Annotated in this window: 24 protein-coding genes; 15 read left to right on the forward strand and 9 right to left on the reverse strand. The window is 73.9% G+C overall.

Annotated features, from left to right (window positions below; genetic code table 11):
• Positions 1 to 51: 51 nt before the first annotated feature.
• From HUT06_RS15800 to HUT06_RS15835, 8 genes are all read left to right on the forward strand, one after another.
• A complete protein-coding gene (locus HUT06_RS15800; RefSeq protein ID WP_176196431.1) occupies positions 52 to 804 on the forward strand; it encodes a cell division protein FtsQ/DivIB in 753 nt (250 codons plus the stop codon).
• A gap of 391 nt (positions 805 to 1,195) precedes the next feature.
• On the forward strand, positions 1,196 to 2,683 hold the full coding sequence (gene ftsZ / locus HUT06_RS15805; RefSeq protein ID WP_176196432.1) for a cell division protein FtsZ: 1,488 nt from the start codon (positions 1,196 to 1,198) through the stop codon (positions 2,681 to 2,683).
• On the forward strand, positions 2,680 to 3,408 hold the full coding sequence (pgeF, locus tag HUT06_RS15810; RefSeq protein ID WP_176196433.1) for a peptidoglycan editing factor PgeF: 729 nt from the start codon (positions 2,680 to 2,682) through the stop codon (positions 3,406 to 3,408). The genes ftsZ and pgeF overlap by 4 nt, the downstream gene beginning before the upstream one ends.
• Positions 3,405 to 4,136: a YggS family pyridoxal phosphate-dependent enzyme gene (locus tag HUT06_RS15815; RefSeq protein ID WP_217711311.1), complete on the forward strand. Its 732-nt coding sequence runs from the start codon at positions 3,405 to 3,407 to the stop codon at positions 4,134 to 4,136. Before pgeF ends, HUT06_RS15815 begins: the two co-directional genes overlap by 4 nt.
• Before the next feature lie 105 nt (positions 4,137 to 4,241).
• A complete protein-coding gene (locus HUT06_RS15820) occupies positions 4,242 to 4,778 on the forward strand; it encodes a cell division protein SepF (RefSeq protein WP_138641857.1) in 537 nt (178 codons plus the stop codon).
• Between the two features lie 21 nt (positions 4,779 to 4,799).
• Positions 4,800 to 5,096, forward strand: a complete 297-nt coding sequence (locus HUT06_RS15825; protein WP_176196434.1) for a YggT family protein — start codon at positions 4,800 to 4,802, stop codon at positions 5,094 to 5,096.
• Positions 5,097 to 5,153: 57 nt separating this feature from the next.
• The gene (locus HUT06_RS15830) at positions 5,154 to 6,083 is read left to right on the forward strand and encodes a DivIVA domain-containing protein (RefSeq protein ID WP_176196435.1); all 930 of its coding nucleotides are present in this window, start codon (positions 5,154 to 5,156) and stop codon (positions 6,081 to 6,083) included.
• 161 nt (positions 6,084 to 6,244) lie between these two features.
• A complete protein-coding gene (locus HUT06_RS15835; RefSeq protein WP_176196436.1) occupies positions 6,245 to 7,633 on the forward strand; it encodes a hypothetical protein in 1,389 nt (462 codons plus the stop codon).
• A 42-nt stretch (positions 7,634 to 7,675) separates the two neighbouring features.
• Here HUT06_RS15835 and HUT06_RS15840 read toward each other — a convergent pair whose 3' ends face one another.
• A complete protein-coding gene (locus HUT06_RS15840) occupies positions 7,676 to 8,449 on the reverse strand; it encodes a DUF1707 domain-containing protein (RefSeq protein WP_368406971.1) in 774 nt (257 codons plus the stop codon).
• Between the two features lie 91 nt (positions 8,450 to 8,540).
• Complete coding sequence (ileS, locus tag HUT06_RS15845) at positions 8,541 to 11,714, reverse strand: isoleucine--tRNA ligase (RefSeq protein WP_176196437.1); 3,174 nt, start codon at positions 11,712 to 11,714, stop codon at positions 8,541 to 8,543.
• A 729-nt stretch (positions 11,715 to 12,443) separates the two neighbouring features.
• On the opposite strand from ileS, the gene HUT06_RS44565 reads away from it, so the two are divergent.
• From HUT06_RS44565 to HUT06_RS15860, 3 genes are all read left to right on the forward strand, one after another.
• Entirely contained in the window at positions 12,444 to 12,824 is a 381-nt protein-coding gene (locus tag HUT06_RS44565) for a TraR/DksA C4-type zinc finger protein (RefSeq protein WP_254715762.1), read from the forward strand.
• 68 nt (positions 12,825 to 12,892) lie between these two features.
• The gene (locus HUT06_RS15855) at positions 12,893 to 13,504 is read left to right on the forward strand and encodes a signal peptidase II (protein ID WP_254715202.1); all 612 of its coding nucleotides are present in this window, start codon (positions 12,893 to 12,895) and stop codon (positions 13,502 to 13,504) included.
• The gene (locus tag HUT06_RS15860) at positions 13,504 to 14,436 is read left to right on the forward strand and encodes an RluA family pseudouridine synthase (RefSeq protein ID WP_176196440.1); all 933 of its coding nucleotides are present in this window, start codon (positions 13,504 to 13,506) and stop codon (positions 14,434 to 14,436) included. The genes HUT06_RS15855 and HUT06_RS15860 overlap by 1 nt, the downstream gene beginning before the upstream one ends.
• A gap of 3 nt (positions 14,437 to 14,439) precedes the next feature.
• Here the strand turns inward: HUT06_RS15860 and HUT06_RS15865 are convergent, their stop codons facing one another.
• From HUT06_RS15865 to HUT06_RS15875, 3 genes are read right to left on the reverse strand one after another with little or no spacing between them, the layout of a single operon-like run.
• The gene (locus HUT06_RS15865) at positions 14,440 to 14,751 is read right to left on the reverse strand and encodes an AzlD domain-containing protein (RefSeq protein ID WP_176196441.1); all 312 of its coding nucleotides are present in this window, start codon (positions 14,749 to 14,751) and stop codon (positions 14,440 to 14,442) included.
• Positions 14,748 to 15,479 (reverse strand): AzlC family ABC transporter permease, encoded by a 732-nt coding sequence (locus HUT06_RS15870; RefSeq protein WP_176196442.1) that lies wholly within the window; start codon positions 15,477 to 15,479, stop codon positions 14,748 to 14,750. The genes HUT06_RS15865 and HUT06_RS15870 overlap by 4 nt, the downstream gene beginning before the upstream one ends.
• The gene (locus HUT06_RS15875) at positions 15,476 to 15,799 is read right to left on the reverse strand and encodes a chorismate mutase (RefSeq protein WP_176196443.1); all 324 of its coding nucleotides are present in this window, start codon (positions 15,797 to 15,799) and stop codon (positions 15,476 to 15,478) included. Before HUT06_RS15875 ends, HUT06_RS15870 begins: the two co-directional genes overlap by 4 nt.
• A gap of 452 nt (positions 15,800 to 16,251) precedes the next feature.
• Here HUT06_RS15875 and dnaE point away from each other — a divergent pair, with 452 nt between their 5' ends.
• The gene (gene dnaE, locus HUT06_RS15880; protein WP_176196444.1) at positions 16,252 to 19,782 is read left to right on the forward strand and encodes a DNA polymerase III subunit alpha; all 3,531 of its coding nucleotides are present in this window, start codon (positions 16,252 to 16,254) and stop codon (positions 19,780 to 19,782) included.
• Positions 19,783 to 19,791: 9 nt separating this feature from the next.
• Entirely contained in the window at positions 19,792 to 20,187 is a 396-nt protein-coding gene (locus tag HUT06_RS15885; RefSeq protein ID WP_176196445.1) for a hypothetical protein, read from the forward strand.
• Positions 20,188 to 20,209: 22 nt separating this feature from the next.
• Here HUT06_RS15885 and HUT06_RS15890 read toward each other — a convergent pair whose 3' ends face one another.
• Positions 20,210 to 21,100 (reverse strand): LLM class flavin-dependent oxidoreductase, encoded by an 891-nt coding sequence (locus HUT06_RS15890; protein ID WP_176196446.1) that lies wholly within the window; start codon positions 21,098 to 21,100, stop codon positions 20,210 to 20,212.
• 79 nt (positions 21,101 to 21,179) lie between these two features.
• The gene (locus HUT06_RS15895; RefSeq protein ID WP_176196447.1) at positions 21,180 to 21,884 is read right to left on the reverse strand and encodes a DUF6882 domain-containing protein; all 705 of its coding nucleotides are present in this window, start codon (positions 21,882 to 21,884) and stop codon (positions 21,180 to 21,182) included.
• A gap of 170 nt (positions 21,885 to 22,054) precedes the next feature.
• Here HUT06_RS15895 and HUT06_RS15900 point away from each other — a divergent pair, with 170 nt between their 5' ends.
• A complete protein-coding gene (locus HUT06_RS15900; protein ID WP_254715203.1) occupies positions 22,055 to 22,630 on the forward strand; it encodes a hypothetical protein in 576 nt (191 codons plus the stop codon).
• Here the strand turns inward: HUT06_RS15900 and ybaK are convergent.
• On the reverse strand, positions 22,514 to 23,008 hold the full coding sequence (gene ybaK, locus HUT06_RS15905; protein WP_176196448.1) for a Cys-tRNA(Pro) deacylase: 495 nt from the start codon (positions 23,006 to 23,008) through the stop codon (positions 22,514 to 22,516). The two genes, HUT06_RS15900 and ybaK, sit on opposite strands and share 117 nt — an antisense overlap.
• A 43-nt stretch (positions 23,009 to 23,051) precedes the next feature.
• Positions 23,052 to 23,714 carry an LON peptidase substrate-binding domain-containing protein gene (locus HUT06_RS15910; protein ID WP_176196449.1) on the reverse strand — a complete coding sequence of 221 codons (663 nt, stop codon included), beginning with the start codon at positions 23,712 to 23,714 and terminating at the stop codon, positions 23,052 to 23,054.
• A 178-nt stretch (positions 23,715 to 23,892) separates the two neighbouring features.
• Here HUT06_RS15910 and HUT06_RS15915 point away from each other — a divergent pair, with 178 nt between their 5' ends.
• Positions 23,893 to 24,705 (forward strand): PhzF family phenazine biosynthesis protein, encoded by an 813-nt coding sequence (locus tag HUT06_RS15915; RefSeq protein ID WP_176196450.1) that lies wholly within the window; start codon positions 23,893 to 23,895, stop codon positions 24,703 to 24,705.
• Positions 24,706 to 24,735 lie beyond the last annotated feature (30 nt).

Raw genomic sequence — 24,735 nt, forward strand, 5'->3', positions numbered from 1 at the left:
GCCGGCCGCGCGGTCGGCGGCGCGCGGGGGGAGAACTGCCAAGCTTGGGTCATGACCGAGGTACGGACCGGCCGGCACGCCGTCCCGGGGGAGGATCCCGGCGCGGCGGGGGAGGGCCGCGGCCGGCCGAACCGGTGGAAGGCGATCTTCGTCACGCTGCTGGTCGTCGGCGCGCTCGGCCTGGTGACCTGGGTGCTGCTCGGGTCCCGGCTGCTGGTGGTGCGGCACGTCGAGGTCACGGGCGCCGGGCTGGCGCCGCGCGACCGGATCGTCGCCGCCGCCGCGATCGACCTCGGCACGCCGATGGCGCGGCTGCGCACCGGCGCGGTCGCCGAGCGCGTCGAGCGGCTCCGCGAGGTGGAGTCGGCCCGGATCGAGCGGCACTGGCCGGGCACGGTCCGGATCGTCGTGCGGGAGCGCGCGCCGGTGGCGGTCTTCGGCCGCGACGGGCGCTACCACCTGCTCGACCGGCACGGCGTCACGGTGGCCGACCGGGAGTCGCGCCCGTCCGGGCTGCCCGTGCTGACGGTGGCCTCGCCGGGACCGTCGGACCGGACGACCGGCGCGGCGCTCGCGGTGCTGACCGGCCTGCCGGAGCGGCTGGGCCGCGCGGTGGCCGAGGTGGAGGCCACCGGGCCGGAGGCCGTCACGCTGCACATGGCGGACGGGCAGACGGTCGTGTGGGGCGCCGCCGAGCGGGCGGAGGAGAAGGTCAGGCTGCTGGACGCCGTGCGGCGCACCGCGTCCGGCCGCGCGATCCGCACCATCGACATCAGCTCGCCCGAGGTCCTGAAGACGAAGTGAGGCCCCGAAGTGGGCCGGGTGCGTGTGTCGCGGCGATTCCCGCCGCCCGATCGGGCACGCTGGAACGGTCATGCCGGACCGATGCGGACGAGGAGGGGGGACGCCGATGCGCGCGGGCGGTGCAGCGGGCGGTGCGGCGGGCGGAGGCCTGACGACAACCTGGGCAAACCCATGCCAGCCGCGACACGCCGGTGGAGTTCGGGGGAGGTTAGTTGACCCTGGCGGTAAGGCCGCCCTACTGTCCGTATCAGTCTTCAGGTTGACATAAGTGTAAGCCTCAAGTTGAGGGTGAGGGTTTCGGCCCCGCCCCCAGTGCACAGGTCGGAACACCGCGGCGGCACGGTCGGCAGGCCGGTCTGGGCGGTCGAAGAGAGCGGAAAGGCCCCTCGTCGTGGCAGCACCGCAGAACTACCTCGCGGTCATCAAGGTCGTCGGCATCGGCGGCGGCGGCGTCAACGCCGTCAACCGGATGATCGAAGAGGGTCTCAAGGGCGTCGAGTTCATCGCGATCAACACGGACGCCCAGGCGCTGCTGATGAGTGACGCCGACGTGAAACTGGACGTGGGCCGCGAGCTCACCCGCGGCCTCGGCGCCGGGGCCAACCCGGACGTGGGCCGCAAGGCCGCCGAGGACCACCGGGAGGAGATCGAGGAGGTCCTCAAGGGCGCCGACATGGTGTTCGTCACCGCCGGGGAGGGCGGCGGCACCGGCACCGGCGGCGCGCCCGTCGTCGCCAACATCGCCCGCTCGCTCGGCGCGCTCACCATCGGGGTGGTGACCCGCCCGTTCAGCTTCGAGGGCAAGCGCCGCGCCATGCAGGCCGAGGCCGGCATAGAGACGCTGCGCGACGAGGTCGACACCCTCATCGTCATCCCCAACGACCGGCTGCTGTCGATCTCCGACCGGCAGGTCAGCGTGCTGGACGCCTTCAAGGCCGCCGACCAGGTGCTGCTGTCCGGTGTCCAGGGCATCACCGACCTCATCACCACGCCGGGCCTGATCAACCTCGACTTCGCCGACGTCAAGTCCGTGATGTCCGGCGCCGGCTCGGCGCTGATGGGGATCGGCTCCGCGCGCGGCGACGACCGCAGCGTCGCCGCCGCCGAGATGGCGATCTCCAGCCCGCTGCTGGAGGCCAGCATCGACGGCGCGCACGGCGTGCTGCTGTCCATCTCCGGCGGCTCCGACCTCGGCCTGTTCGAGATCAACGAGGCCGCGCAGCTGGTGTCGAACGCGGCCGCCCCGGACGCCAACATCATCTTCGGCGCGGTCATCGACGACGCGCTCGGCGACGAGGTCCGGGTCACGGTGATCGCGGCGGGTTTTGACGAGGGGCGCCCTGCCAAGCCGGCTCCCGAGCCGGAGAGCAAGCGGCTGCCCCCGCCCCCGCCCCGCCCGGTGCCGCCGCCGGCGTCCGCGCCGCCCGCCGCCCCGGCCAACCCGATCCCCAGCCGGGTCGGGCGCTCGGAGCCGGTGAGCGGCCACCAGGCCGGCGCGCCGGCGCAGCCGTCGGTGGCGCAGGCCGCCGCCGCGCCGCACCCGCCCGCCGCGGCGCCGCCGGCCCCGGCCGCGCCGCCGCGCGCCGAGAGCGACCGCGCGCAGCCGCCCGCGCCGGCCCACGACGACCGGGCCGCCGGCCGCGGCGACCGCGACGAGCCCGCCCGGCCCGAGAGCACCTCGGCCGGGCCGCCGGGCGACCGGGACGCCGGCGAGTCCGCCGGGTCGCGCGCCCCGGCGCCGCGCCAGCCCACCGAGCCGGCCTCCTCCCGGGTGCACGCGGGAGAGAACGACGGCGGCCCCGCCTCCTCCGGGCAGCGCCGCCGTCCCGTCGTGTTCGACGAGGACGACGACCTCGACGTGCCCGACTTCCTGAAGTGATCACCCCCGTCGCCCTGGGCGACGGCGTCGGCGCCGGCTTCACCGGCCGCGCCGGCGGCGCGAGCAGGCCCCCCTACGACTCCCTGAACCTCGGCGGCGCGGTCGGCGACGACCCGGCCGCCGTGCGCGGCAACCGGCGGCGCGCCGCCGAGGCGCTCGGCGCCGACCCCGGCCGCACCGTCTACATGCGGCAGGTGCACGGCGCGGACGTCGCGTTCGTCACCTCCCCCGAGACCCCCGGCCCCGTCGACGCCGTCGTGACGACCGTCCCGGGCCTCGCTCTCGCCGTCCTCGTCGCCGACTGCGCGCCCGTCCTGCTGGCCGACCCGGTCGCCGGCGTCGTCGGCGCCGCCCACTCCGGCCGCCCCGGCACGGCCGCCGGGGTCGTCCCGGCGCTGGTGAAGGCGATGTGCGAGCGGGGCGCCGACCCGGCCCGGATGGCCGCCGCGATCGGGCCCGCCGCGTGCGGCCGCTGCTACGAGGTGCCCGCCGAGATGCGGGACGAGGTCGCCGCCGTCGTGCCCGCCGCGCACGCCGTGACGTCCCAGGGGACGCCCGGGCTGGACATCCGCGCCGGCATCGCCGCGCAGCTCGCCTCCGCCGGGGTGGCCGAGGTCGCCGCCGACCCGCGCTGCACCATCGAGGACGCGGGCCTGTTCTCCTACCGCCGCGACGGCCGGACCGGCCGCTTCGCGGGATATGTCTGGCTCAAGGACGGCGCGTGACCGGCGAGACCGATCTCACCCCGGAGCGGCGCCGCGCGGAACTCGCCGCCGGCCTCGCCGAGGTCCGCGCCCGGATCGCGGCGGCCTGCGCCGCCGCCGGCCGGGACGAGCGCGAGGTCACGCTGATCGCGGTGACCAAGAACTTCCCCGCCTCCGACGTGCGGCTGCTGGCCGGACTCGGCCTCACCGAGGTCGGCGAGAACCGCGACCAGGAGGCCCGCCCCAAGGCGGCCGAATGCGCCGACCTCCCGCTCACCTGGCACTTCGTCGGCCGGGTGCAGACCAACAAGGCCCGCGCGGTCGCCGGCTACGCCGACGTCGTCCACTCAGTGGACCGGCCGAGGCTGGCCGCCGCGCTGTCGGACGCCGCCGTCCGGGCCGGGCGGACGCCGCGCTGCCTGATCCAGGTGTCGCTGGACGAGGAGGCGGCGCGCGGCGAGCGGGGCGGCGCGGCGCCCGGCGCCGTGCCGGAGCTGGCCGACGCGATCGCCGGGGCGCCCGGCCTGCGGCTCGGCGGAGTGATGGCGGTCGCGCCGCTCGGCGTCGACCCGCTGCCCGCATTCGCCCGGCTCGCGGAGGTCGCGGCGGAGATGCGAAGGAACCATCCGGACGCCCGGATCGTCAGTGCGGGTATGAGCGGCGATCTGGAGCAGGCGATCGCGTGCGGCGCGACACACCTGCGGATCGGTACGGCGTTGCTCGGCGGCCGACGGGCAATCGTCAGGTAATGTCCCCCCAGTGGTACCTGGCGGTACGCGGGTCGCCACGACGGAGCAGTCCAACGACGGCGCCGGACGCGCCCGGCGCCGCGGCCACAGGACACGGAGGGGCGTATGGCCAGCGCGATGCGCAAGATGGCGGTCTACCTCGGCCTTGTGGAGGACGACCGTTACGACGACAAGTACGGCGACTACGACGAGTACGAGGTCTACGACGACGAGACCGACCCCGGTCAGACCCGTCGCCGTGAGGACGAATCCGGCGGTCAGCTTACCCGAGCGGAAGAGACCGCGGACCGGGATCGCGACCATCACTCCACGTCGACGCTAGAGCGACGCTCCGTGGCGCTCTACGAGTCCGGTACCACCGACCTCGCTCGTATCACTACTCTGCATCCAAGGACCTACAACGAGGCAAGGACCATCGGGGAGCACTTCCGAGAGGGCACACCGGTGATCATGAATCTGACCGAGATGGTCGACAGCGACGCCAAGCGTCTGGTCGACTTCGCGGCGGGTCTCGTGTTCGGCCTGCACGGGAGCATCGAGCGTGTTACGAACAAGGTGTTCCTCCTGTCGCCCGCCAACGTGGAGGTGACGGCGGAGGACAAGGCCCGGATGGCAGAACGTGGGTTCTTCAACCAGAGCTGAGAGCCACATGCGAGAGTATCCGTGAACATCGCTGGACAGGTGCTGACGTACCTCCTGTACCTCTTCCTCCTCTTCCTGATCGGGAGGCTGGTGCTGGAGGTCCTTCAGTCGTTCGCCCGCCAATGGAAGCCCTCCGGGGTGGTGCTGGTGATCGCCGAGGCGACCTACACCATCACCGATCCGCCCTTGAAGCTGCTGAGGCGTTTCATCCCGCCCGTCCGTCTGGGTAACGTTGCACTGGACCTCAGCTTCACCGTGCTCATCCTTGTGGTCTGGATCCTGATCATGGTCGTTGGCTCCGTATTCGGCGGTCCCTAGATCGATCGGATACCGTCCTTCAGGGACAGACTCCAAGCGCGCCAAGGAGACGAGAACATGCCGCTGACACCCGCCGACGTGCGGAACAAGCAGTTCAGTACCACCAGGCTGAGGCCGGGGTACGACGAGGAGGAGGTGGACGCCTTCCTCGACGAGGTCGAGGCCGAGCTCGACCGCCTCATCCAGGAGAACGAGGAGCTGCGGGCCAAGCTGGCCGAGTGCCTGCGCGGCAAGGTCCCCGCCATGGCCGCCCCCATCGTGGAGCCGAAGCCGGACGTTCAGAAGATCCCCGAGCCGCCCCGCCCGGAGCCGCAGCCGCAGCCCGAGCCGGAGCCCGTGCTCGGCGGCCTCGGCATGTCCGCCGCCCCCACCGGCGAGGACAACATGGACACCGCGGCCCGCGTCCTCGCGCTCGCGCAGCAGACCGCCGACCAGGCGATCGCCGACGCCCGCCGGGAGGCCGACGAGACGCTCGGCCGCGCCCGCCGCGAGGCCGAGGAGATCCTCGGCAAGGCCCGCCGGCAGGCCGACCAGATCGTCAGCGAGGCCCGGTCCCGCGCCGAGGCCCTCGACCGCGACGCGCAGGAGCGGCACCGCCAGGTCATGGGCTCGCTCGTGCAGCAGCGCGAGGAGCTCGAGCGCGAGGTCGACAACCTGCGCGCGTTCGAGCGCGAGTACCGCAGCCGCCTGAAGGTGTACCTGGAGGGCCAGCTCCGGGACCTGGAGGCGGGCAGCACCGAGACCGGCGCGTTCGCCGCCGTCCCGGGCGCGGCCCCGGTCCAGTCGCCGCAGAGCGCCCCGCAGGGTCCGCAGACCGGCCCGCAGCCCGGCCTGCCGCACCCCGAGAACCGCAACGGCGCCGCCGGCGGCCCCTCGCCCGCGCCGGGCACGTTCCCGCAGCCGGCCGAGCACGGCCAGCAGGTGCAGCACTCGGCGACCGGCGCTTTCCACGCGGGCGGCGACAACCCGCCGCACGAACGGCGCTGACGCGGCCGCCGCAGGCGATAGTGTCGTCCCGATGCCCGCGCCGGGTGGCAGCGGCGCCATCCCGGCGGGCGCCCTCCCGGCGCTGACGGGCGGTCGTGGGCGGCGACCGGGTCACTCGCACGGCCCGGAGCCGAGCGGTCCGAACGAGTGGGAGAGACCCTGTGATCATCCTGAGTGGCGTTCTCGTGGTGGTGGCGATCGCCCTCCTGGTAGCGGGAATCGTCGCCGGCAACGGAGACAGCGCCCAGGTCTTCGGCCTGGACGCGCTGGTGGTGATCTACATATCGATCGCCGTCAGCATCATCTCCGCCCTGTGCCTGGCCATCGGGGTGTTCCTGCGGCGCAAGGAGCTGTGGGGCTCCGGAGCCTCGGCGGCACCGGCCCGGCAGAGCAAGAAGGCCAAGAAGGACAGGCGCAAGAAGCCCGCGCCCCCGGTACCGGCGCCCGCCAAGAGCGCCGTGGGCGCCGCCGGCGCCCCGGCGGCCGCGTCCCCGGCACCGTCGTCGGACGCGTCCGACGACGTGCCCGAGGTGGCCGCCCCGCCCGCCGACGTCCCCGAGGACGCGCTGGTGTTCGTCGTCCGCGGGCGCAAGCGCTACCACCTCGACACGTGCCGGCAGCTCGCCGGGCGCGACGTCGAGGAACTGACGTACGCCGAGGCCAAGGAGGAGGGGTTCAGCCCCTGCACCGCCTGCATGCCCGACACCGCACTGGCGGCGCGCGCCGCGGCGTCGGTGCCCGCGTCCCCGGCCAAGGACGGCGGCCCGGGCGGCAAGGCGGGAGCGGCCGGCCGCGAGCCCGGCGCGGAACGTTCCGAGGGCGGCCTGGCGGGCCTCGCCAAGCCGGCGCCCTCCGCCGCGGCGTCCACGGCGTTCGACACGCCCGTCTCCTTCGCCGACCCCGGCGCCCCTGACAAGCCCGGCTCCTTCGACAAGCCCGGCGCGTTCGACCGGACGGCCGAGATCCCGCGGGCGGACGAGTCCGCCGCGGAGCCCCCGGCCGGGAGCCCCGCCGGTCCGACCCTGACCGACATGCCCGCCGCCGGCCTGTTCGCCGCCGCCGCGAAGGCGCCCAGCGCGCCGGAGACGGCCGAGAAGGGCGAACCCGCATCGCAGGAGCCGGAGGCACGCTCCGGCTGGGAGCGGCCCGCTGAGCCCGCGTCCGCGTCACCGGACGTCACCGTCGACCTCGGCTCGGCCCCCTTCACGGGTGCGGACGCCGCCGCCCCGAAGCCGCGCCACGCCGACGACGAGACCGCCGACGAGCCCGCCGCCGGGGACGTCTTCGCGGCCGACCCCGAGCCGGAGCCGGCCGCCGTGGGCGAGCCGTCCGATGCGGACGAGTCGTCCGGCGAGCCGGCGGGGGAGGGCCCGCAGGTCCGCATCCTGAGCGGCACCAAGCGCTACCACCGCGTCGACTGCGCGCTCATCGAGGACGTCGGCGACGACGCCGACGACCTGGAGTCGCTCTCCCGCGCGGAGGCCAAGTCGCGCGGCTGCACGCCCTGCCTGGTCTGCCAGCCCGACCGCGCCGCGCACGCCCGCGACTGACCCCGGCCCGCGGGCCGGCGCACCGGCCCGCGGGCGGCCGGGTCAGCGGTCCCGGCGCCGCTCCGCGCGCAGTTCGCGCAGCCGCTCCCGGCGGGCGTCCCGGTGCTCGCGGTGCAGCTCCCGCAGCTCCTCGTGGTGCCTGCGGTGCAGCTCGTGGGCGTCCCGGTGCCGGTCGCGGCGGCCGCCCTTCTCGCCGACCGCGCGGCGGCTGACGGACACGCCGCCGAACAGCAGCATCCCGGTGATCCGGATGACGGGCGCGTCCGGGTCCGCCGTGTCGTCCTCGGGCAGGTCGGTGCCGCCGAAGACGGAGGTGTTGGACCCGATCACCCGCACCCCCGGCGGGACGATCATGTTGACGCCGCCGAAGACGCAGGTGACGTTGACGGTGACCTCGCCCTGGCTGAGGACCGCCTGCCGGAAGTCCAGGTCGGCGCCGCCGAAAACGCAGGAGACGTTGGTGGTGGGCTCGACGAGCCAGCGGCCCTTGCGCTCCACCCCGGCGAAGACCGCCACCAGGTTGGGCGACTGCGGCGGAGGCGGCGCGAGCGCGGGCTCCTTGCGCAGGTCGACCCGGGGGTGCGGGGGCCGCTCGTCGGGCAGGTCGCTGAGGACGGGCGCCAGCTCGGCGTACGTCTTGGCCGTGTAGACGGCGTCGATGCGCTCGGCGTGCTCCTCCGGCGTGATGCGCCCCTCCGCCAGGGCCTCGCGCAGGCGGTCGGCCACCTCGTCGCGGTCGGCGTCCGACGCGCGCATGCTCGCGGGGGACGGGGCGGCCGGAGGTTCGGAGCCCGAAGGCTGCTCGGGAAGATTCACGGGACCATCATCGCAAACGCGATGTGTCGCGAAGAACCCCATCGCGGAAAGTTCTCCGCCGCGCCCGGATCCGGACGCGGCGGAGCACCGGTCACGCGCGGCGGAGGTAGTAGGTGAGGCCCAGCTCCTCGTCGCGGTTCGCCGGGACGTCCGCGGGACGGCCCTCGGCCACCGCGGTCGCGAGCACCTCGGCGGCCACCTCGGCGGAGTGCGCGCGCAGCGCCTCCGCGAGGTCGGTGCCGGTCGCCTCCCACCACAGCTCGATGCGGTCGGTGACCTCCAGCCCGGCGGCCTTGCGGCCCTCCTGGACGAGCCGGACGGCCTCCCGCACCAGGCCCGCGCGGCGCAGCTCGGGCGTGACGGTGAGGTCGAGCGCGACGGTCTCGCCGGCGGCGCTCTCCACCGCCCAGCCGCTGCGCGGCCGCTCGGTGACGATCACGTCGTCCGCCGCCAGCGGCACCGTGCCGAGATCGGCGGCCTCGACCCGCGCCGTGCCCGCGCGGAGCGCCCGCACGAGGTCGGCGGCGCCGGCGGAGGTGATCGCCTTGGCGACCTTCGGGGTGTCCTTGGCGTAGCGCTTGCCCAGCTCCCGGAAGTTCGGCTTCACCTCGTACTCGACCAGGTCGCCGCCGATGGAGGACAGCTCCTCGAACCCGAGGACGTTCAGCTCCTCGGAGATCTGCGCGCGCAGCTGCGCGGGCAGCGCGGACCAGCCGGCGGCGCCGACGAGGGCGCGGCCGAGCGGCTGGCGGGTCCGGACGCCGCTCGCGGCCCGCGCGGAGCGGCCGAGCTCCACCAGCCGCCGGACGAGCGCCATCTGCGCGGTCAGGGCGTCGTCGAGGAGGCTCTCGTCGACGGCCGGCCAGTCGGCCAGGTGCACCGACTCGGGGCCGTCCTCGGGCCGGATGACGTCCCACACGTGGTCGGTGATGAACGGGACGATCGGCGCCATCAGCCGGGTGAGGGTCTCCAGGCACTCGTAGAGGGTGGCGAAGGCGGCCGCCCCCTCCGGGGTCCCCGGGCCCTCCCAGAAGCGCCGCCGCGACCGCCGCACGTACCAGTTGGACAGGTCGTCGACGAACTGCGAGAGGCGCCGGCCCGCGCGCGCGGTGTCGAACTCCTCCAGCGCGGCGTCGACCTCGCGGACGGTGCGGTGCAGCTCGGCGAGCGCCCAGCGGTCCAGGAGCGGGCGGTCGGCGGGGGCCGGGGCCTCCGGCATCAGGTCCGGCGTCCAGGCGCGGCCCTGCGCCTGCGCGGCGTTGGCGTACAGGACGAAGAACGACGCGGTGTTCCAGTACGTGAGGAGCACCTTGCGGACGATCTCCTCCAGGGCGCCGTGCCCGACGCGGCGGGACGCCCAGGGCAGCCCGCTCGCGGCCATGAACCAGCGCACCGCGTCCGCGCCGTGCTCGTCCATCAGCGGGATGGGCCGCAGGACGTTGCCGAGGTGCTTGCTCATCTTGCGGCCGTCCTCGGCGAGGATCAGCCCGAGGCACACGACGTTCTCGTAGGACGACCGGTCGAACACCAGCGTCCCGACGGCCATGAGGGAGTAGAACCAGCCGCGGGTCTGGTCCTGGGCCTCGCAGATGTACTGGGCCGGGTAGGCGTTCTCGAAGACGTCGTTGTTGCGGTAGGGGGCGCCCCACTGCGCGAACGGCATCGACCCCGAGTCGTACCAGGCGTCGATGACGTCGGGGACGCGGCGCGCCTGCGTGCCGCACCGCGGGCAAGGGAACGCGACGTCGTCCACGTAGGGCCGGTGCGGGTCGAGCGCGGACAGGTCGCGCCCGGCCAGCTCGCCCAGTTCCTTGAGCGACCCGACACAGGTGACGTGCTCCTCGTCGTCGCCGCACACCCACAGGGGGAGGGGCGTGCCCCAGTAGCGGCTCCGCGACAGCGACCAGTCGACGTTGTTGCGCAGCCATTCCCCGTACCGGCCGTGCTTGACCGTCTCGGGGTACCAGTTGGTCTTCTCGTTCTCCTCCAGCAGCCGGTCCTTGATCTGCGTGGTGCGGATGTACCAGGCCGGGAGCGCGTAGTAGAGCAGCGGCGTGTGGCAGCGCCAGCAGTGCGGGTAGCTGTGCTCGAAGTGCCCGCCGCGGAACAGCAGCCCGCGCGCGCGCAGGTCCTCGGTGAGCGGCTCGTCGGCGTCCTTGAAGAACTTGTTGCCGACGAGGGGCACCTCCCGCAGGAAGCGGCCGTCCGGCCCGATCGGGTTGACGATCGGCATGCCGTACCGCTTGCAGACGGTCATGTCGTCGCCGCCGAACGCGGGCGCCTGGTGGACGAGCCCGGTGCCGTCCTCGACGGTGACGTAGTCGCCCAGGACGACGTAGTGCGCGTCCGGGATGTCGACGAGGTCGAAGGGGCGCTGGTAGGTCGTCCGCTCCAACTCGGTGCCCTGGTAGGTGGCGAGCCGCTCGGCGCCCTCGCCGAGGACCTGGTCGACCAGGGGCTCGGCCACGACGAGCACCTCGTCCGACCCGGCCGGGCGGGCCGCGACGTAGGTGACGTCGGGGTGGACGGCGACGGCGGTGTTGGACACCAGGGTCCACGGGGTCGTCGTCCAGATGAGCAGCGCGGCGCCCAGCTCGGCGAGCGGCCCGGACGTGACGGGCATCCGCACGTACACCGACGGGCTCGACACCGTCTCGTACCCGCCGGGCTGCCCCAGCTCATGGTCGGACAGGCCCGTCCCGCAGCGCGGGCAGTAGGGGGTGATGCGGAAGTCGCGGAACAGCAGGCCCTTGTCGAACACCTGCTTCAGCGACCACCAGACGGCCTCGACGTACTCGGGGTCCATCGTCCGGTAGGCCTGGTCGGTGTTGACCCAGTACCCCATGCGCTCGGTCATCTCTTCGAACGCGTCCACATGGCGCAGGACCGATTCGCGGCAGCGGGCGTTGAACTCCGCGACGCCGTACTCCTCGATGTCCTTCTTGCCGGTGAGGCCGAGCTCCTTCTCCACGGCCACCTCCACCGGCAGGCCGTGGCAGTCCCAGCCGGCCTTGCGGGGGACGTGGTGGCCCTTCATGGTCTTGAAGCGGGGGAAGACGTCCTTGAACACGCGGGCCTCGACGTGGTGGACGCCCGGCATGCCGTTGGCGGTCGGCGGCCCCTCGTAGAACACCCAGGGCTCGCCGGAAGCGGTGCGCTCGAGCGACCGCTCGAAGACCTTGTTCTCCTGCCAGCGGCGCAGCATGTCCCGCTCAAGGGCGGGCAGATCGACCTGCGCGGGCAGCGGCCGAAAGGCTCGGCTCACGGTGGCGGACCTCCGGATCGACGTGGAAACGTTGACCGGAGGGACGAGGCGCGCGGCCCCGCGGTACCACCCTCCTTGACCGCACCGGAACGGCGCGGCCCGCTTCGTTCGGCGTCTCGGCTGCCGGCTCTACCGCGCCCGCGGCCGAGGGCCGGGGCGTTTCCTCCGGCGGCTCCGGGGTGATCAGACCGCCGCGCGCTCCCCCGGGCTCGCACCGTCCCCGGGTCGCTCATGGCCGCTTGCGGCGGCAGGTGTCCCCATCAGCGCCTGCCGCATGACTGCTCGTCTGCACTTTAACGCACGCGCGCCGCCCGCTCTTCCCCTTTCCCCGGCGGGCCGGCCCGGCGGGCGGGTGGCGTTCCTTTGCGATCTCGTACGCCGGCCTGGGGTTTCCGGACGATCGGCGACCGGGCATAAGCGGTCGGTACCACGGCCCAGGTTGTTTACCGCGTCCGAGAAAGGGGACCTATGCTGCCCGCAGTGCCCGTCGAGGCGATCAGCGCGAGGGAGGCCGACATGGCCGGCGCGACGAAGGGCGCCCTGCCCGCTGACAGCGCCCTGCCCACCGAAGGGCGGACCGCCGAGAAGCGGGCCGCGAAGGGGAAGCCCGAGCCCGCCGAGGCGCCCGCCGGGAGGAAGCGCAAGTCCCCCGCCCGCAAGGGCGCCGCCGGAGGGAGCGGCGCGAGGGCGGCGGAGCCGCGGCAGGGGGGCGCCCCCGCGGCGGCGGAGCTGCCGGTGCGGGAGGGCGAGCACCGCTGGACCGCCGGCGAGCTCGCCGAGGTGCGGGCCGGGCTGCAGGAGCAGATCGAGGGCCTGCGCGCCGAGATCGCCGCGTCCGCGAGCCAGATCGCCGAGGGCGACGGCAGCGACGGTGCGGGCGACGACCAGGCCGACGCGGGCGCCAAGACCTACGAGCGCGAGCACGAGCTCGCCCTGGCCTACAATTCACAGGACCTGCTCGCCCAGATCGAGCGGGCCGTCCAGCGGATGGACGCCGGCACGTACGGGACCTGCGAGTCCTGCGCCAAGCCGATCGGCAAGGCGCGACTTCAGGTCTTCCCGCGTGCGACCCTATGTGTGACATGCAAACAACGCGAGGAACGTCGCTGAGCGACTCAACGAACCCAGAGGGCGAGGCCGGGGAGTCCACGGGACCTTCCCGGCCGCGCCGCGTCGGCGTGCTCGTCGCCGTGGCCCTGGCCGCGCTGGTCACCGACGCCGTGTCCAAGGCCATCGTGGTGGCGACGCTCCAGGACCGCGAGCCGGTCCGGCTGCTCGGCGGGCTGCTGACGCTGCGCGAGACCCGCAACAGCGGTGCCGCGTTCTCCATCGGCACCGGCTACACGATCGTGTTCACCCTGATCGCCTGCGGAGTGGTGGTGGCCATCCTGCGGACGGCCCGCAACCTGCGCAGCGCGCCGTGGGCGGTCTGCCTCGGCCTGCTGCTCGGCGGCGCGATCGGCAACCTGACCGACCGGATGCTGCGCGAACCGGCGCCGCTGAAGGGCCACGTCGTCGACTGGATCCAGCTGCCGCACTGGCCGGTGTTCAACCTGGCCGACTCGGCGATCGTGTGCGGCGGCGTCCTCGCCGTGCTGCTCGCCGCGCGCGGCCTCCAGGTCGACGGCACCCGTGTCGCCGGCGATGACGACGACGAACCCCCCGCCCCCGAGGCCGGGGCCGGGACGGACGCCAAGACCGAGGCCAAGACCGGCGCCGAGACCGAGGCCAAGACGGAGGTGAAGGCCGAGGCCGCCGAGCCGGAGCCGGCTCCGGAGGAGAAGGCCTGATGGGCGAGGTGCGCAGCCTCCACGTGCCGGACGGCCTGGAGGGCGAGCGGATCGACGCCGCCCTGGCGCGGCTGTTCGGCCTGTCGCGCAGCGGCGCGGCCGACATCATCGCCGCGGGCGAGGTCCTGCTGGACGGCGCCGAGGTGGCCACCAAGTCCGAGCGGCTGCACGCCGGCGCCTGGCTGGAGGTCACGCTCCCGCCGCCGCCCGCCCCGCCCGCGCCGGTCGCCGAGCCCGTCCCCGGGATGGGCATCCTGTACGAGGACGACGACATCGTCGTGGTGAACAAGCCCGTCGGCGTCGCCGCCCACCCCACCACCGGCTGGACGGGCCCGACCGTCCTCGGCGGCCTGCTCGGCGCCGGGCACACGATCGCGACCAGCGGCGCGTCCGAGCGGCAGGGCATCGTCCACCGGCTCGACGCCAACACCACCGGCGCGATGGTCGTGGCCAAGAGCGAGATCGCGTACTCGCGGCTCAAGCGGGCCTTCAAGGAGCGCCGCATCGACAAGCGCTACCAGGCGCTGGTGCAGGGCCACCCCGACCCGTTCCGGGGCACGGTCGACGCGCCGATCGACCGGCACCCGTCCGGCGACGGCAGGTTCGCGGTCGTGGCGGGCGGCAAGCCGTCCGTCACCCACTACGACACCGTCGAGGCGTTCCGGGCGGCGACGCTGCTCGACATCGACCTGGAGACCGGCCGCACCCACCAGATCCGGGTGCACATGTCGGCGATCCGGCATCCATGCGCGGGCGACATGGCCTACGGCGCCGACCCGACGCTCGCGGCCCGGCTCGGCCTGAAGCGCCAGTGGCTGCACGCCGTCCGGCTGGGCTTCGAGCACCCGGCCAACGGCGAGTGGGTGCAGTTCGAGAGCCCCTACCCGGACGACCTGGCCCGCGCCCTGGAGATCGTCGAAGCCGAGTCCTGACCGCTACAGGCCGAGCACGCGCAGTCCGGCGGCGACGCCGGCCGCGGCGACCAGCACCACCAGGAACGGCGCCCGCAGCAGCAGCGCGACCACGGCCGCGCCCAGCCCCGCGAGGCGGGCGGGGTCGAACTCCAGGGAGCGGCCGTCGGCGAGCGCCTGCACGGCGATCAGCGCGGTGAGCAGCGCCACCGGCACCAGCTCGGTGAAGCGGCGCACCCGCGGATCGTCCAGCACCCGCTGCGGCGTGACGAGCCCCGCGAGCTTCAGGGCGTAGCAGCCCAGCGCCGTGGCGGCCACGGCGATCCACACGCTCACGGCGCCGGCCTCCGCCCGATCAGGGCGGGCAGCGCGGCGACGGCCGCCAGCATGACCGGCACGCCGGGCGGCAGCAGCGGCGTGGCCACGACCGCGATCACCGCCGCCCCCGCGGCCACCCGAACGGCGCCGCCTCCGGCGGTGAGACGCGGCCACAGCAGTGCCAGGAACGCGGCGGGGCCGAGGACGTCCAGGCCGATGGCGTCGGGGTCGCCGAGCCGGGCCGCGCCGACCGCGCCCAGCAGCGTGGTGAGGTTCCAGGCCAGGTAGAGGGTGGCGGCGGTGGTGTAGAAGCCGGCGCGGGCCGCGGCGCGGTCGCGCTGCGCGGTCGCGACGGCGGCGGTCTCGTCGATGACGACGTGCGCGGTGAGCAGCCGCCGCCACCCGCGCACGCCGAGCATGCCGGCGAGCCGCAGCCCGTACAGGGCGTTGCGGCCGCCGAGCAGCACCGCGCCGAGCGAGCCGGCCACCAGGCCGCCGCCTCCGCCGACCACGCCGGCCAGCGCGAACTGGGACGCGCCCGTGAACGCCAGCAGGCTCAGCACGCACGCCTGCGCGACGGTGAGGCCGGCGGTGACGGCCGCCGCGCCGAACGCGAGCCCGGACACGCCCACGGCGACGCCCACGCTCAGCCCGTCCCGGACGGCACTCGCCCGAGCGCCCTCATCCGGCGCCGCGGGCTCGTCCGGCACCGCGCCCTCGCCCGGCGCCGTGTCCACCGCGCTCATCGGCCGGTGGCGGCGGCGTCCAGGCCGGCCTCGATGATCGCGTTCACGACGGGGGCGAGCCGGGCGGCGCCGAGCGAGGGGGCGCGCGCGGCCATCGCCTCGACGATCTCCCGCTCCCGGCGCGGGTCGCGGCCGGCGAAGCCGCCGACCGGCTTGAGCCGCTGCACGACGGCGGCGACCGCGGCGCGGTGCTCCAGCAGGGTCGCCAGGGCCGCGTCGATGCCGTCGATCGCGGCCCGCGCCTCGCCGAGGGTGGTGATGGCGCCGGCGGACGGCAGCGCGACCCGCAGCTCGGCGGGGTCGATCACCTGGTCGGGCATGGGGTTCCCTCTCATGCTGCGGCGGGCCGCACGGGGAAGGGAGCCGGTGCCGGGGCCGCGCCTGGTCGATGCGAATCGAAAGCAGGGGCGAAGCCCGCGGGGGCTCCGCCTCGGCCGGCTCCGGGGTCGTCGCTCAGGTCGCCGCGGCGACCGGCTCGCCCGGAGCCGGCCGCGTAAACCTGGGATAGCGACGTGCCATGCCCCGATGGTAGGCGGTGCCGCCCCGCGTGCCAAACTCCGGACAGGCCGTCCCACGTGCTGAGACGTTCGGCCGGGGCCGCACGGATCGGGCGCGTCGGGGCGCGTGGGGCCCCGGGGGCGGGTTAGGCTCTCAGGACCGCGTCGTCCCGGCGGCCCCGCCGGGTTGACGATCTTCCCCCGGGACCGATACCGCCACCGCGCGCCACCGGTGCGCGGGCGGTCGCATGCGATGAGCAGGAGGCGCAGCACGCATGGCCGACTCTTTCGTTCACCTGCACGTTCATACGGAGTACTCCATGCTCGACGGAGCGGCCCGGCTGAAGCAGATGTTCGAAGAGGTCGGCCGGCAGGAGATGCCGGCGATCGCGATGACCGACCACGGCAACATGCACGGCGCCTACGACTTCCACAAGCAGGCGACGGCCGCCGGGGTCACCCCGATCATCGGCATCGAGGCGTACATGGCGCCCGAGTCCCGCTACCACAAGAAGAAGGTCCAGTGGGGTGAGCCGAGCCAGAAGCGCGACGACGTCTCCGGCGGCGGCCTCATCAACCACATGACGCTGTGGGCGCGCAACAGGACCGGCCTGCACAACATGTTCAAGCTGTCGAGCCGCGCCTACACCGAGGGCTTCGTCTTCAAGTACGCCCGGATGGACGAGGAACTGCTCGCCGAGCACGCCGACGGCGTGATGGGCACCACGGGCTGCCCGTCCGGCAAGATCCAGACCCGGCTGCGGCTCGGCCAGTTCGACGAGGCGCTGAAGGCCGCCGCCACCTTCCAGGACATCCTCGGCAAGGACAACTACTTCCTCGAGCTGATGGACCACGGGCTCGACATCGAGCGCAACGTCCGGCAGGGCCTGCTCGACATCGGCAAGAAGCTGAACATCCCGCCGGTGGTGACCAACGACTCGCACTACACCCACGAGTCGGAGGCGACCGCGCACGACGCGCTGCTGTGCGTGCAGGTCGGCAAGCAGCTCGCCGACCCCGACCGGTTCCGGTTCAACGGCAGCGGCTACTACCTCAAGACCGCCGACGAGATGCGCGGCATCGACTCCTCCGACACCTGGCTGGAAGGGTGCCGCAACACCCTCGTGATCGCGGAGAAGGTCGACCCGGCGGGCATGTTCGAGTACCGCGACCTCAGCCCCCGCTTCCCCGTCCCCGAGGGCGAGACGGAGGAGAGCTGGTTCCGCAAGGAGGTCTGGAAGGGGCTGGAGCGCCGCTTCCCGGACGGCCTGCCGGAGGGCTACAAGGAGCAGGCCGAGTACGAGATGGGCGTCATCCTCGGCAAGGGGTACCCGTCCTACTTCCTCGTCGTCGCCGACTTCATCATGTGGGCCAAGGAGAACGGCATCCTGGTCGGCCCCGGCCGCGGGTCGGCCGCGGGCTCGCTGATCGCCTACGCGATGGGGATCACCGACCTCGACCCGATCCCGCACGGGCTGATCTTCGAGCGGTTCCTGAACCCCGAGCGCGCGTCCATGCCCGACATCGACATCGACTTCCCTGAAGACCGGCGCGCCGAGGTCATCAAGTACACGACGGAGAAGTGGGGCGCCGACAAGGTCTCCTTCATCGCCACCTTCGGCACCATCAAGGCGAAGGCCGCGATCAAGGACGCGGGCCGCGTCCTCGGCTTCCCGTACGCGCTCGGCGACCGGATCTCCAAGGCGTTCCCGCCCGCGGTGATGGGCAAGGACATCCCGCTGTCGGGCATCTTCGACGACAAGCACCCGCGCCACGGCGAGGCGGGCGAGCTGCGCAAGCTGTACGAGGAAGAGACCGACGTCAAGCAGATCATGGACCTGGCGCAGGGCCTGGAGGGCCTGATCCGCCAGACCGGGGTGCACGCCGCCGGGATCATCATGTCCGGCGAGACGATCACCGACCACGTCCCGATCATGCGCCGGGACGCCGACGGCGCGATCATCACGCAGTTCGACTACCCGACCTGCGAGACGCTCGGCCTGCTGAAGATGGACTTCCTGGGCCTGCGGAACCTGACGATCATCGACGACGCGCTCAAGGGCATCAAGAAGAACAAGGGCGTCGACGTCGACCTGCTCGCGCTGCCGCTGGACGACCAGCCGACCTACGACCTGCTCGCCCGCGGCGACACCCTGGGCGTGTTCCAGTTCGACGGCGGCCCGATGCGGTCGCTGCTGCGGCTGATGAAGCCCGACAACTTCGAGGACATCTCCGCCGTCGGCGCCCTGTACCGGCCGGGCCCGATGGGCGCGAACTCCCACACCAACTACGCGCTCCGCAAGAACGGCCAGCAGGAGATCACCCCGATCCACCCGGAGCTGGAGGAGCCGCTCAAGGAGATCCTCGACACCACCTACGGCCTGATCGTCTACCAGGAGCAGGTCATGGCGATCGCGCAGAAGGTGGCGGGCTACACGCTCGGCAAGGCGGACCTGCTCCGCCGCGTCATGGGCAAGAAGAAGAAGGCCGAGCTGGACGCGCAGTTCGTCGGCTTCGAGCAGGGCATGATCGACAACGGCTTCTCCAAGGAGGCCGTGAAGACGCTGTGGGACATCCTCGTCCCGTTCTCCGACTACGCGTTCAACAAGGCGCACTCGGCCGCGTACGGCCTGGTGTCCTACTGGACGGCCTACCTCAAGGCGAACTTCCCGGCCGAGTACATGGCGGGCCTGCTCACCTCCGTCGGCGACGACAAGGACAAGAGCGCCCTCTACCTGTCGGAGTGCCGCCGGATGGGACTGAAGGTCCTGCCGCCGGACGTCAACACCTCCGAGGCCGACTTCACCCCGCTCGGCGACACCGAGATCCGGTTCGGCCTGTCGGCGGTCCGCAACGTCGGCCACAACGTGGTGGACGGGATCGTCGCCGCCCGCCGGGAGAAGGGCGCCTACACCGACTTCAACGACTTCCTGAACAAGGTCCCGCCGCAGGTGTGCAACAAGCGGGTCGTGGAGTCGCTGATCAAGTCGGGCGCGTTCGACGAGCTCGGCCACCAGCGCAAGGCGCTGCTGATGGTGCACGAGCAGGCCATCGACTCGGTCATCGACATCAAGCGCAAGGAGGCCGTCGGCCAGGACTCCCTGTTCGGCGCGCTGGAGGAGGACGGCGGCGAGGACGCGTTCGCCGTCGCGATCCCCGAGGGCGAGGAATGGGACAAGACGACCCTGCTCGCCTTCGAGCGGGAGATGCTCGGCCTGTACGTCTCCGACCACCCGCTCCTCGGCGTCGAGCACATCCTCGAACGCGAGGCCGACTGCGCCATCGCCTCGCTGAACGAGGGGGAGCGGCCGGACGGCCAGATCGTGGTCGTCGCGGGCCTGCTGTCCGGGCTGCAGCGCAAGGTCACCAAGCAGGGCAACTCGTGGGCGATGTTCCAGCTGGAGGACCTCGCCGGCTCGATCGAGGTGCTGTGCTTCCCGTCGTCCTACCAGCTGTGCTCCACGCTGCTCGCCGAGGACGCGATCCTGATCGTCAAGGGCAGGCTGGACCGCCGCGAGGACGTCGCGAAGATCATCGCGATGGAGGTCACCCAGCCCGACCTGACGGTCACCGACGCGACGGGCCCTTTGTCGGTCACGGTGCCGCTCGGCCGGTGCACGCCGCCGACGGTGTCGCGGCTGAAGGAGGTGCTGGTCACCCATCCCGGCAGCGCCGAGGTGCACCTGCACGTCCAGAACGGCCCCCGCACCACGGTCGTCCGGCTGGACGACCGGCTCCGGGTGGCCCCGTCGCCGGCGCTGATGGGCGACCTGAAGCAGCTCCTCGGCCCGTCCTGCCTCGGCTGAGGCCGGCCGATGCCCGTCCGCTGCTGCGCCGCCCCGGCCCTGAGCCGCCTCCTCGTCCTCGCCAACGGGGCGGCGACGCGCTACTCGGTGAGCGGCTGCGCCGCCTGCGGCGGCGCGGTGATCGAGTACTACAACTACGACGACTGGGACACCGGCAACCCCGCCGACTACGAGAAGTACTGGTGGTGGCGGATGGACGCCGCCGACACGGCCGCGTTCCGGGAGGCGGTCGCCGGCTGCCCCGCGCCGCTCGACCCGGACTGCCCCTGCGCCGTCCACCGGGCCCTCAAGTGGCGGACGCCCGACCCGCTGCCGCCGTCCACGGAGACCCCGCACGACGCCGCCGAGGTCCCGCGGACCCGCTTCACGGTCGAGGACGGCACGATCCGCTGGGCGGCCTCCTGACGCGCCCCCGGGCGTCCCGCGCTCAGCCGCCCAGCAGCTCCCGGGCGGCGGGGACGACCTCCCGGGCCCAGCGGCGCAGCTGGGTCTCGCCGGTGTCCTCGGGCCAGTAGACGAACGCGTCGAACCCAGCCCCGGTGGCGAGGTCGGCGAGGACGCGGGCCCAGCCCGCCGCGTCCGTGCGGATCGGTTCCTCGCCCTGGAGCCGGACGGCCCCGGGCGCCTCGGTGATGTCGCCGACGAGCTGGGCGACGCGGGTGATCGCCGACGGGTCGCGCCCGGCGCCCTCGGCGGCGCGGGTGATGGCGTCCTGCGCGCCGCGCCACTTCTCGTACGGCAGGTAGTGCGGGATGGGCGCCGCCCATCCGTCCCCGGCCCGGCCGGTGAGCGCGAGCGCCTTCGGCCCGACGGCGCCGATCCAGATCCCGACGGGATGCGCCGGCGCGGGCCCCGCGTGGACGCCCCGCACCGCGTAGTGCTCCCCGCCGGCCCTGGCGGTCTCGCCCTGGCGCCACATCGCCCGGATGACGTCGATGGCCTCCTCCAGCGCGCGCAGGGCGTCGCCCGGCGTCCGGTCGGGGCCGCCCATGGCGGCGATGGCGGGCCAGAAGGCGCCGGCGCCGAGCGCGAGCTCGAACCGGCCGCCGCTGAGCAGGTCGAGGGTGGCGGCCTGCTTGGCGAGGACGGCGGGGCCGCGCAGCGGCAGGCTCGCCACGTCCGGGAACACCCGGAGCCGCTCGGTGCCGGCGAGCACGGTCGCGATGACCGCCATCGTGTCGGCGAGGTCCGCCGCGTAGGGGTGGTCCTGGACGCCGAGCAGGTCGAGGCCGTCGGCGTCGGCGATCCGGGCCAGGGCGCGGACGCCGTCCAGCCCGGCGGCCACCGGGGCGAGCTGCACACCGAAGCGATAGTCCATGATCCGGAAACTACCCGCGCGGGGCGGAGCGCGAATCAGTAGCGCTACTGGTGCGCCCTACCGGTTCGTGCCGGGGGCGTCAGCCGCCGAGGACGGCGGGGGTCAGCTCGGCGTGCCAGTCGACGAAGCGGCCGAGGCCGTCGAAGGAGGCGCGGGCGGTGCCGCCGCCAGGCAGCGCGGCCTCGGTCAGCGTGTCGGTCTGCCGGTAGGGCACGCGGTGGTGGGAGAGCAGCCCGGCGAGCGTCAGCCGGGGCTCGTGCGGGAACAGGCTCGCCGCGTTCGCCAGCAGGCGGGGCAGCGGGACCGGGTCCCAGCGCGCGGCCGGCACCTGCGGGTCGTCGACGTGCAGGTAGGCGGAGCCGCCGTCGTAGCCGGCGCCGATGTAGCCGGCCCCGCCGAGGACGCCGCCCGCGGCCATCGCGATCAGCTCGCCGCCGTGCCCGGCCGGGCCCTCGTACCAGGACAGGTCGACCTCGGGGGTGGTGAACTCGGGGATGCCGAGGCGCTCGCCGATCGCCCGGATGCCGAGCGTCGGGGCGACCGCCGGGTGGGCGTCGCCGAACTGCGGGTTCGCCCAGCCCCACAGCCAGGTGCGCTCGCGGGCCGCGTAGCTGCCGAGCAGCGAGACGCGGACCGCGACGCCGCCGCTGGCGTAGGTGCGGGCGGTCAGGTCGGCGCTCCAGTCCTCGCGCGGCAGGAACTCGGCGAGCGTCTCCTGCTGCTGCAGGACGACGGCCGCGCGCGCGGCGCCGAGGCGTTCGAACGCAGGACTGAATCCGGACATGTCGGGCACATTATCCCAGTAATCGGGGCGGTCGTGGGCGGGAATCGGACACCCTTCGAGAGTCGATCGGCCGAACCGGGCAGGCTAGGCTTTCGCTGTCACGGGACTTACAGCTAGGAGCGTACGAGGTGCGGCGACCCGCCGGGAGGCTCTTCGCGACGAGGCCCTGGGTGACATGGGCCGCCACCACCGCGATCATGGCGCTGCTGGGCCCGCTCGCGGGCCTGCTGTGGGCGGCCGTCGCGCCCGAGGTGACATATGTGATCGTGCAGGGTGAGGCGCTCCTGGCCGATCCGGAAGGGCAGGGCCCGATCGGCACCGACGCGCGGTTCGCCCTGATCGCCCTCGTCGCCGGGATCCTGTGCGGCGCCGCCGCGTACGCGGCCGGCGGCCGGGGCAACGACGTCGCGCTGCTGCTCGGCCTGGCCGCCGGCGGGTGCGCCGCGGCCTTGCTGGCCTGGAAGACCGGCCACCTGATCGGGCTCGGCGACTTCCAGGACGCGGTCCGGCACGCGCGCGACGGCACCACCGTCACCGGCGTCGCCGACCTGCGCGCCACGGGCGTGCTGATGTTCTGGCCGCTGCCCGCCGTGGCCGCCTACGGCCTGCTGGAGCTGGCCGTCCGGCGGCTACCCGCGGGCGATCGCGGCGACGCGGGCGCCGGTGAGGCGGACCAGGTCGGCGGGGGCGAGTTCGATCTGGAGTCCGCGCCGACCGGCGGAGACGTAGACGGTCGCGAGCGCTGACACCGACGCGTCGACGACCGCGGGCAGCCGCCTGCGCTGCCCGAGCGGGCTGATCCCGCCGACGACGTAGCCGGTGGCGCGCTCGGCGTCCTTCGGGGCGGCCATCCGCGCCTTCTTGCCGCCGGCCGCCGCCGCGAGCGCCTTCAGGTCCAGGGTGGACGACACGGGCACGATCCCGACGGTGAGCCGCCCGTCCACCTCCGCCAGCAGCGTCTTGAACAGCTGCCCGTACGGGACGCCGAGGGCGTCGGCGGCGGCCTCCCCGTAGGACTCGGCGTCCGGGTCCGCCTCGTAGGAGTGCAGCGTGTACTCGATCTTCGCCTTGGTCGCGGCGACGGTCGCCGGGGTCCCCTTGCCGCCCTTGGCCTTGGTGCTCATGGGAAGAGTCTGCCGTGCCCGGCGGGTGCGTTTCCGGCCGGTGTCAGTTCGGGGTGAACGCCCCGTCCAGGAACTGCCCGGCGGGGATCATCGGCAGGATGTCCAGGATGCGGTTCTCGCGGTGCAGCAGGTCGCGCTCGGCGGCGAGGCGGAGCGCCGCGTCCTCGCACTCCAGCAGGCGCTGCTTCTCGTGCCCGTCCAGGACGAGCGCCGCCGCGATCGCGTGCGACAGCGCGACCGGGTCGTCCGGCGGCTCGGCCGCCTCGATCGGGCCGGCCCCGGCCGCGCCGAGCCGGTGCCGGTACAGCCGGAACAGCCGCCGCACCCGCGCCGCCACCGGCTCCGGATCGGCGCCCGCCTCCTCGGGCAGGAACTCGACCTCGCCCTGCAGGTAGGGCCGCGACCTGTCCAGCTCCTTGACCCGGAACCGCCGGGTGCCGACCGTCACGATGTCGTAGCGGCCGTCGGGATGCGGGGCCACCTCGCGCAGCTCGGCGACGCAGCCGACGTCGGCGAGCCGGTGCGCGGCGCCCTCGCCGACCTCGTGGCCGAGCTGGATGCCGACGACGCCGAACCCGCGCGGCTCGGGCCGCTCCAGCAGGTCGGCGACCAGCCGGCGGTACCGGTCCTCGAACAGGTGCAGGGGCAGCACCAGCCCCGGGAACAGCACGGTGCCCAGGGGGAACAGGGCGAGCCGCTCGGTCACACTCTCACTCCCGCGTCCTGGGCGCCGCCGGGAAGACGCCCCCGCCGCCAGGGTACGTGGATAATGATGATCTTGGTAAGGGGTGTTTTTTCACACTGTGAAGCCGCTGTCATCGTGGCGGGCCACTGCCGCCGATTGGCCCTGCCGCCGCGCCGGGGCGGCCGGTAGCGTCGGCGCCATGAGGATGCTCGTCGTCGATGCGCTGGCCGACCGCCCGTTCGCCGGGAACCCCGCCGGGGTGTGCCTGCTGGAGGGCCCGGCCGACCCGGAGTGGATGCAGCGGGTCGCCGCCGAGATGAAGCACTCGGAGACGGCGTTCGTCCGCCCGCTGGACGAGCCCGGCGCCGACTTCGAGCTCCGGTGGTTCACGCCCCTCGCGGAGGTCGACCTCTGCGGGCACGCCACGATGGGCTCCGCGCACGCCCTCTTCGAGACCGGGACGGTCGCGCCGGACCGCCCGATCCGCTTCCGGACGCTGCGGAGCGGCGTCCTCACCGTCACCCGGGAGGCCGGCGGCGAGCTGGCGATGGACTTCCCGGCCGCGCCCGCCGCGCCGATCGAGGCCCCCGCCGGGCTGAGCGACGCGCTCGGCCTGCCGGTGCTGCGCGCCGGCCGCAACGGGCAGAACGACCTCGTGGCCGAGGTCGCGGGCGAGACCGCCGTGCGCGGGGCCGCCCCCGACATCCCCGCGCTCGCCCGGCTCGACGCGCGCGGCGTGATCGTCACGGCGGCCGCCGACCCCGGCCGCGGGTACGACTTCGTGTCCCGGTTCTTCGCGCCGCGCGTCCTGCCCGGCGACGCCGAGGACCCGGTCACCGGGTCCGCCCACTGCGCCCTCGCGCCGTACTGGGCCGAGCGGTTCGGCCGCGACACGCTGACCGGATACCAGGCGTCGGCGCGCGGCGGATACGTCGGCGTCGCGGTGCGCGGCGACCGCGTGACCCTGTCGGGGCGGGCCGTCACGGTGCTCGACGGCACCCTCCGGATCTGAGGGACACGCCGCGTCTCGCGAGCTGAGACG

The organism is Actinomadura sp. NAK00032 (assembly GCF_013364275.1).
In the GTDB taxonomy this organism is placed as follows: domain Bacteria; phylum Actinomycetota; class Actinomycetes; order Streptosporangiales; family Streptosporangiaceae; genus Spirillospora.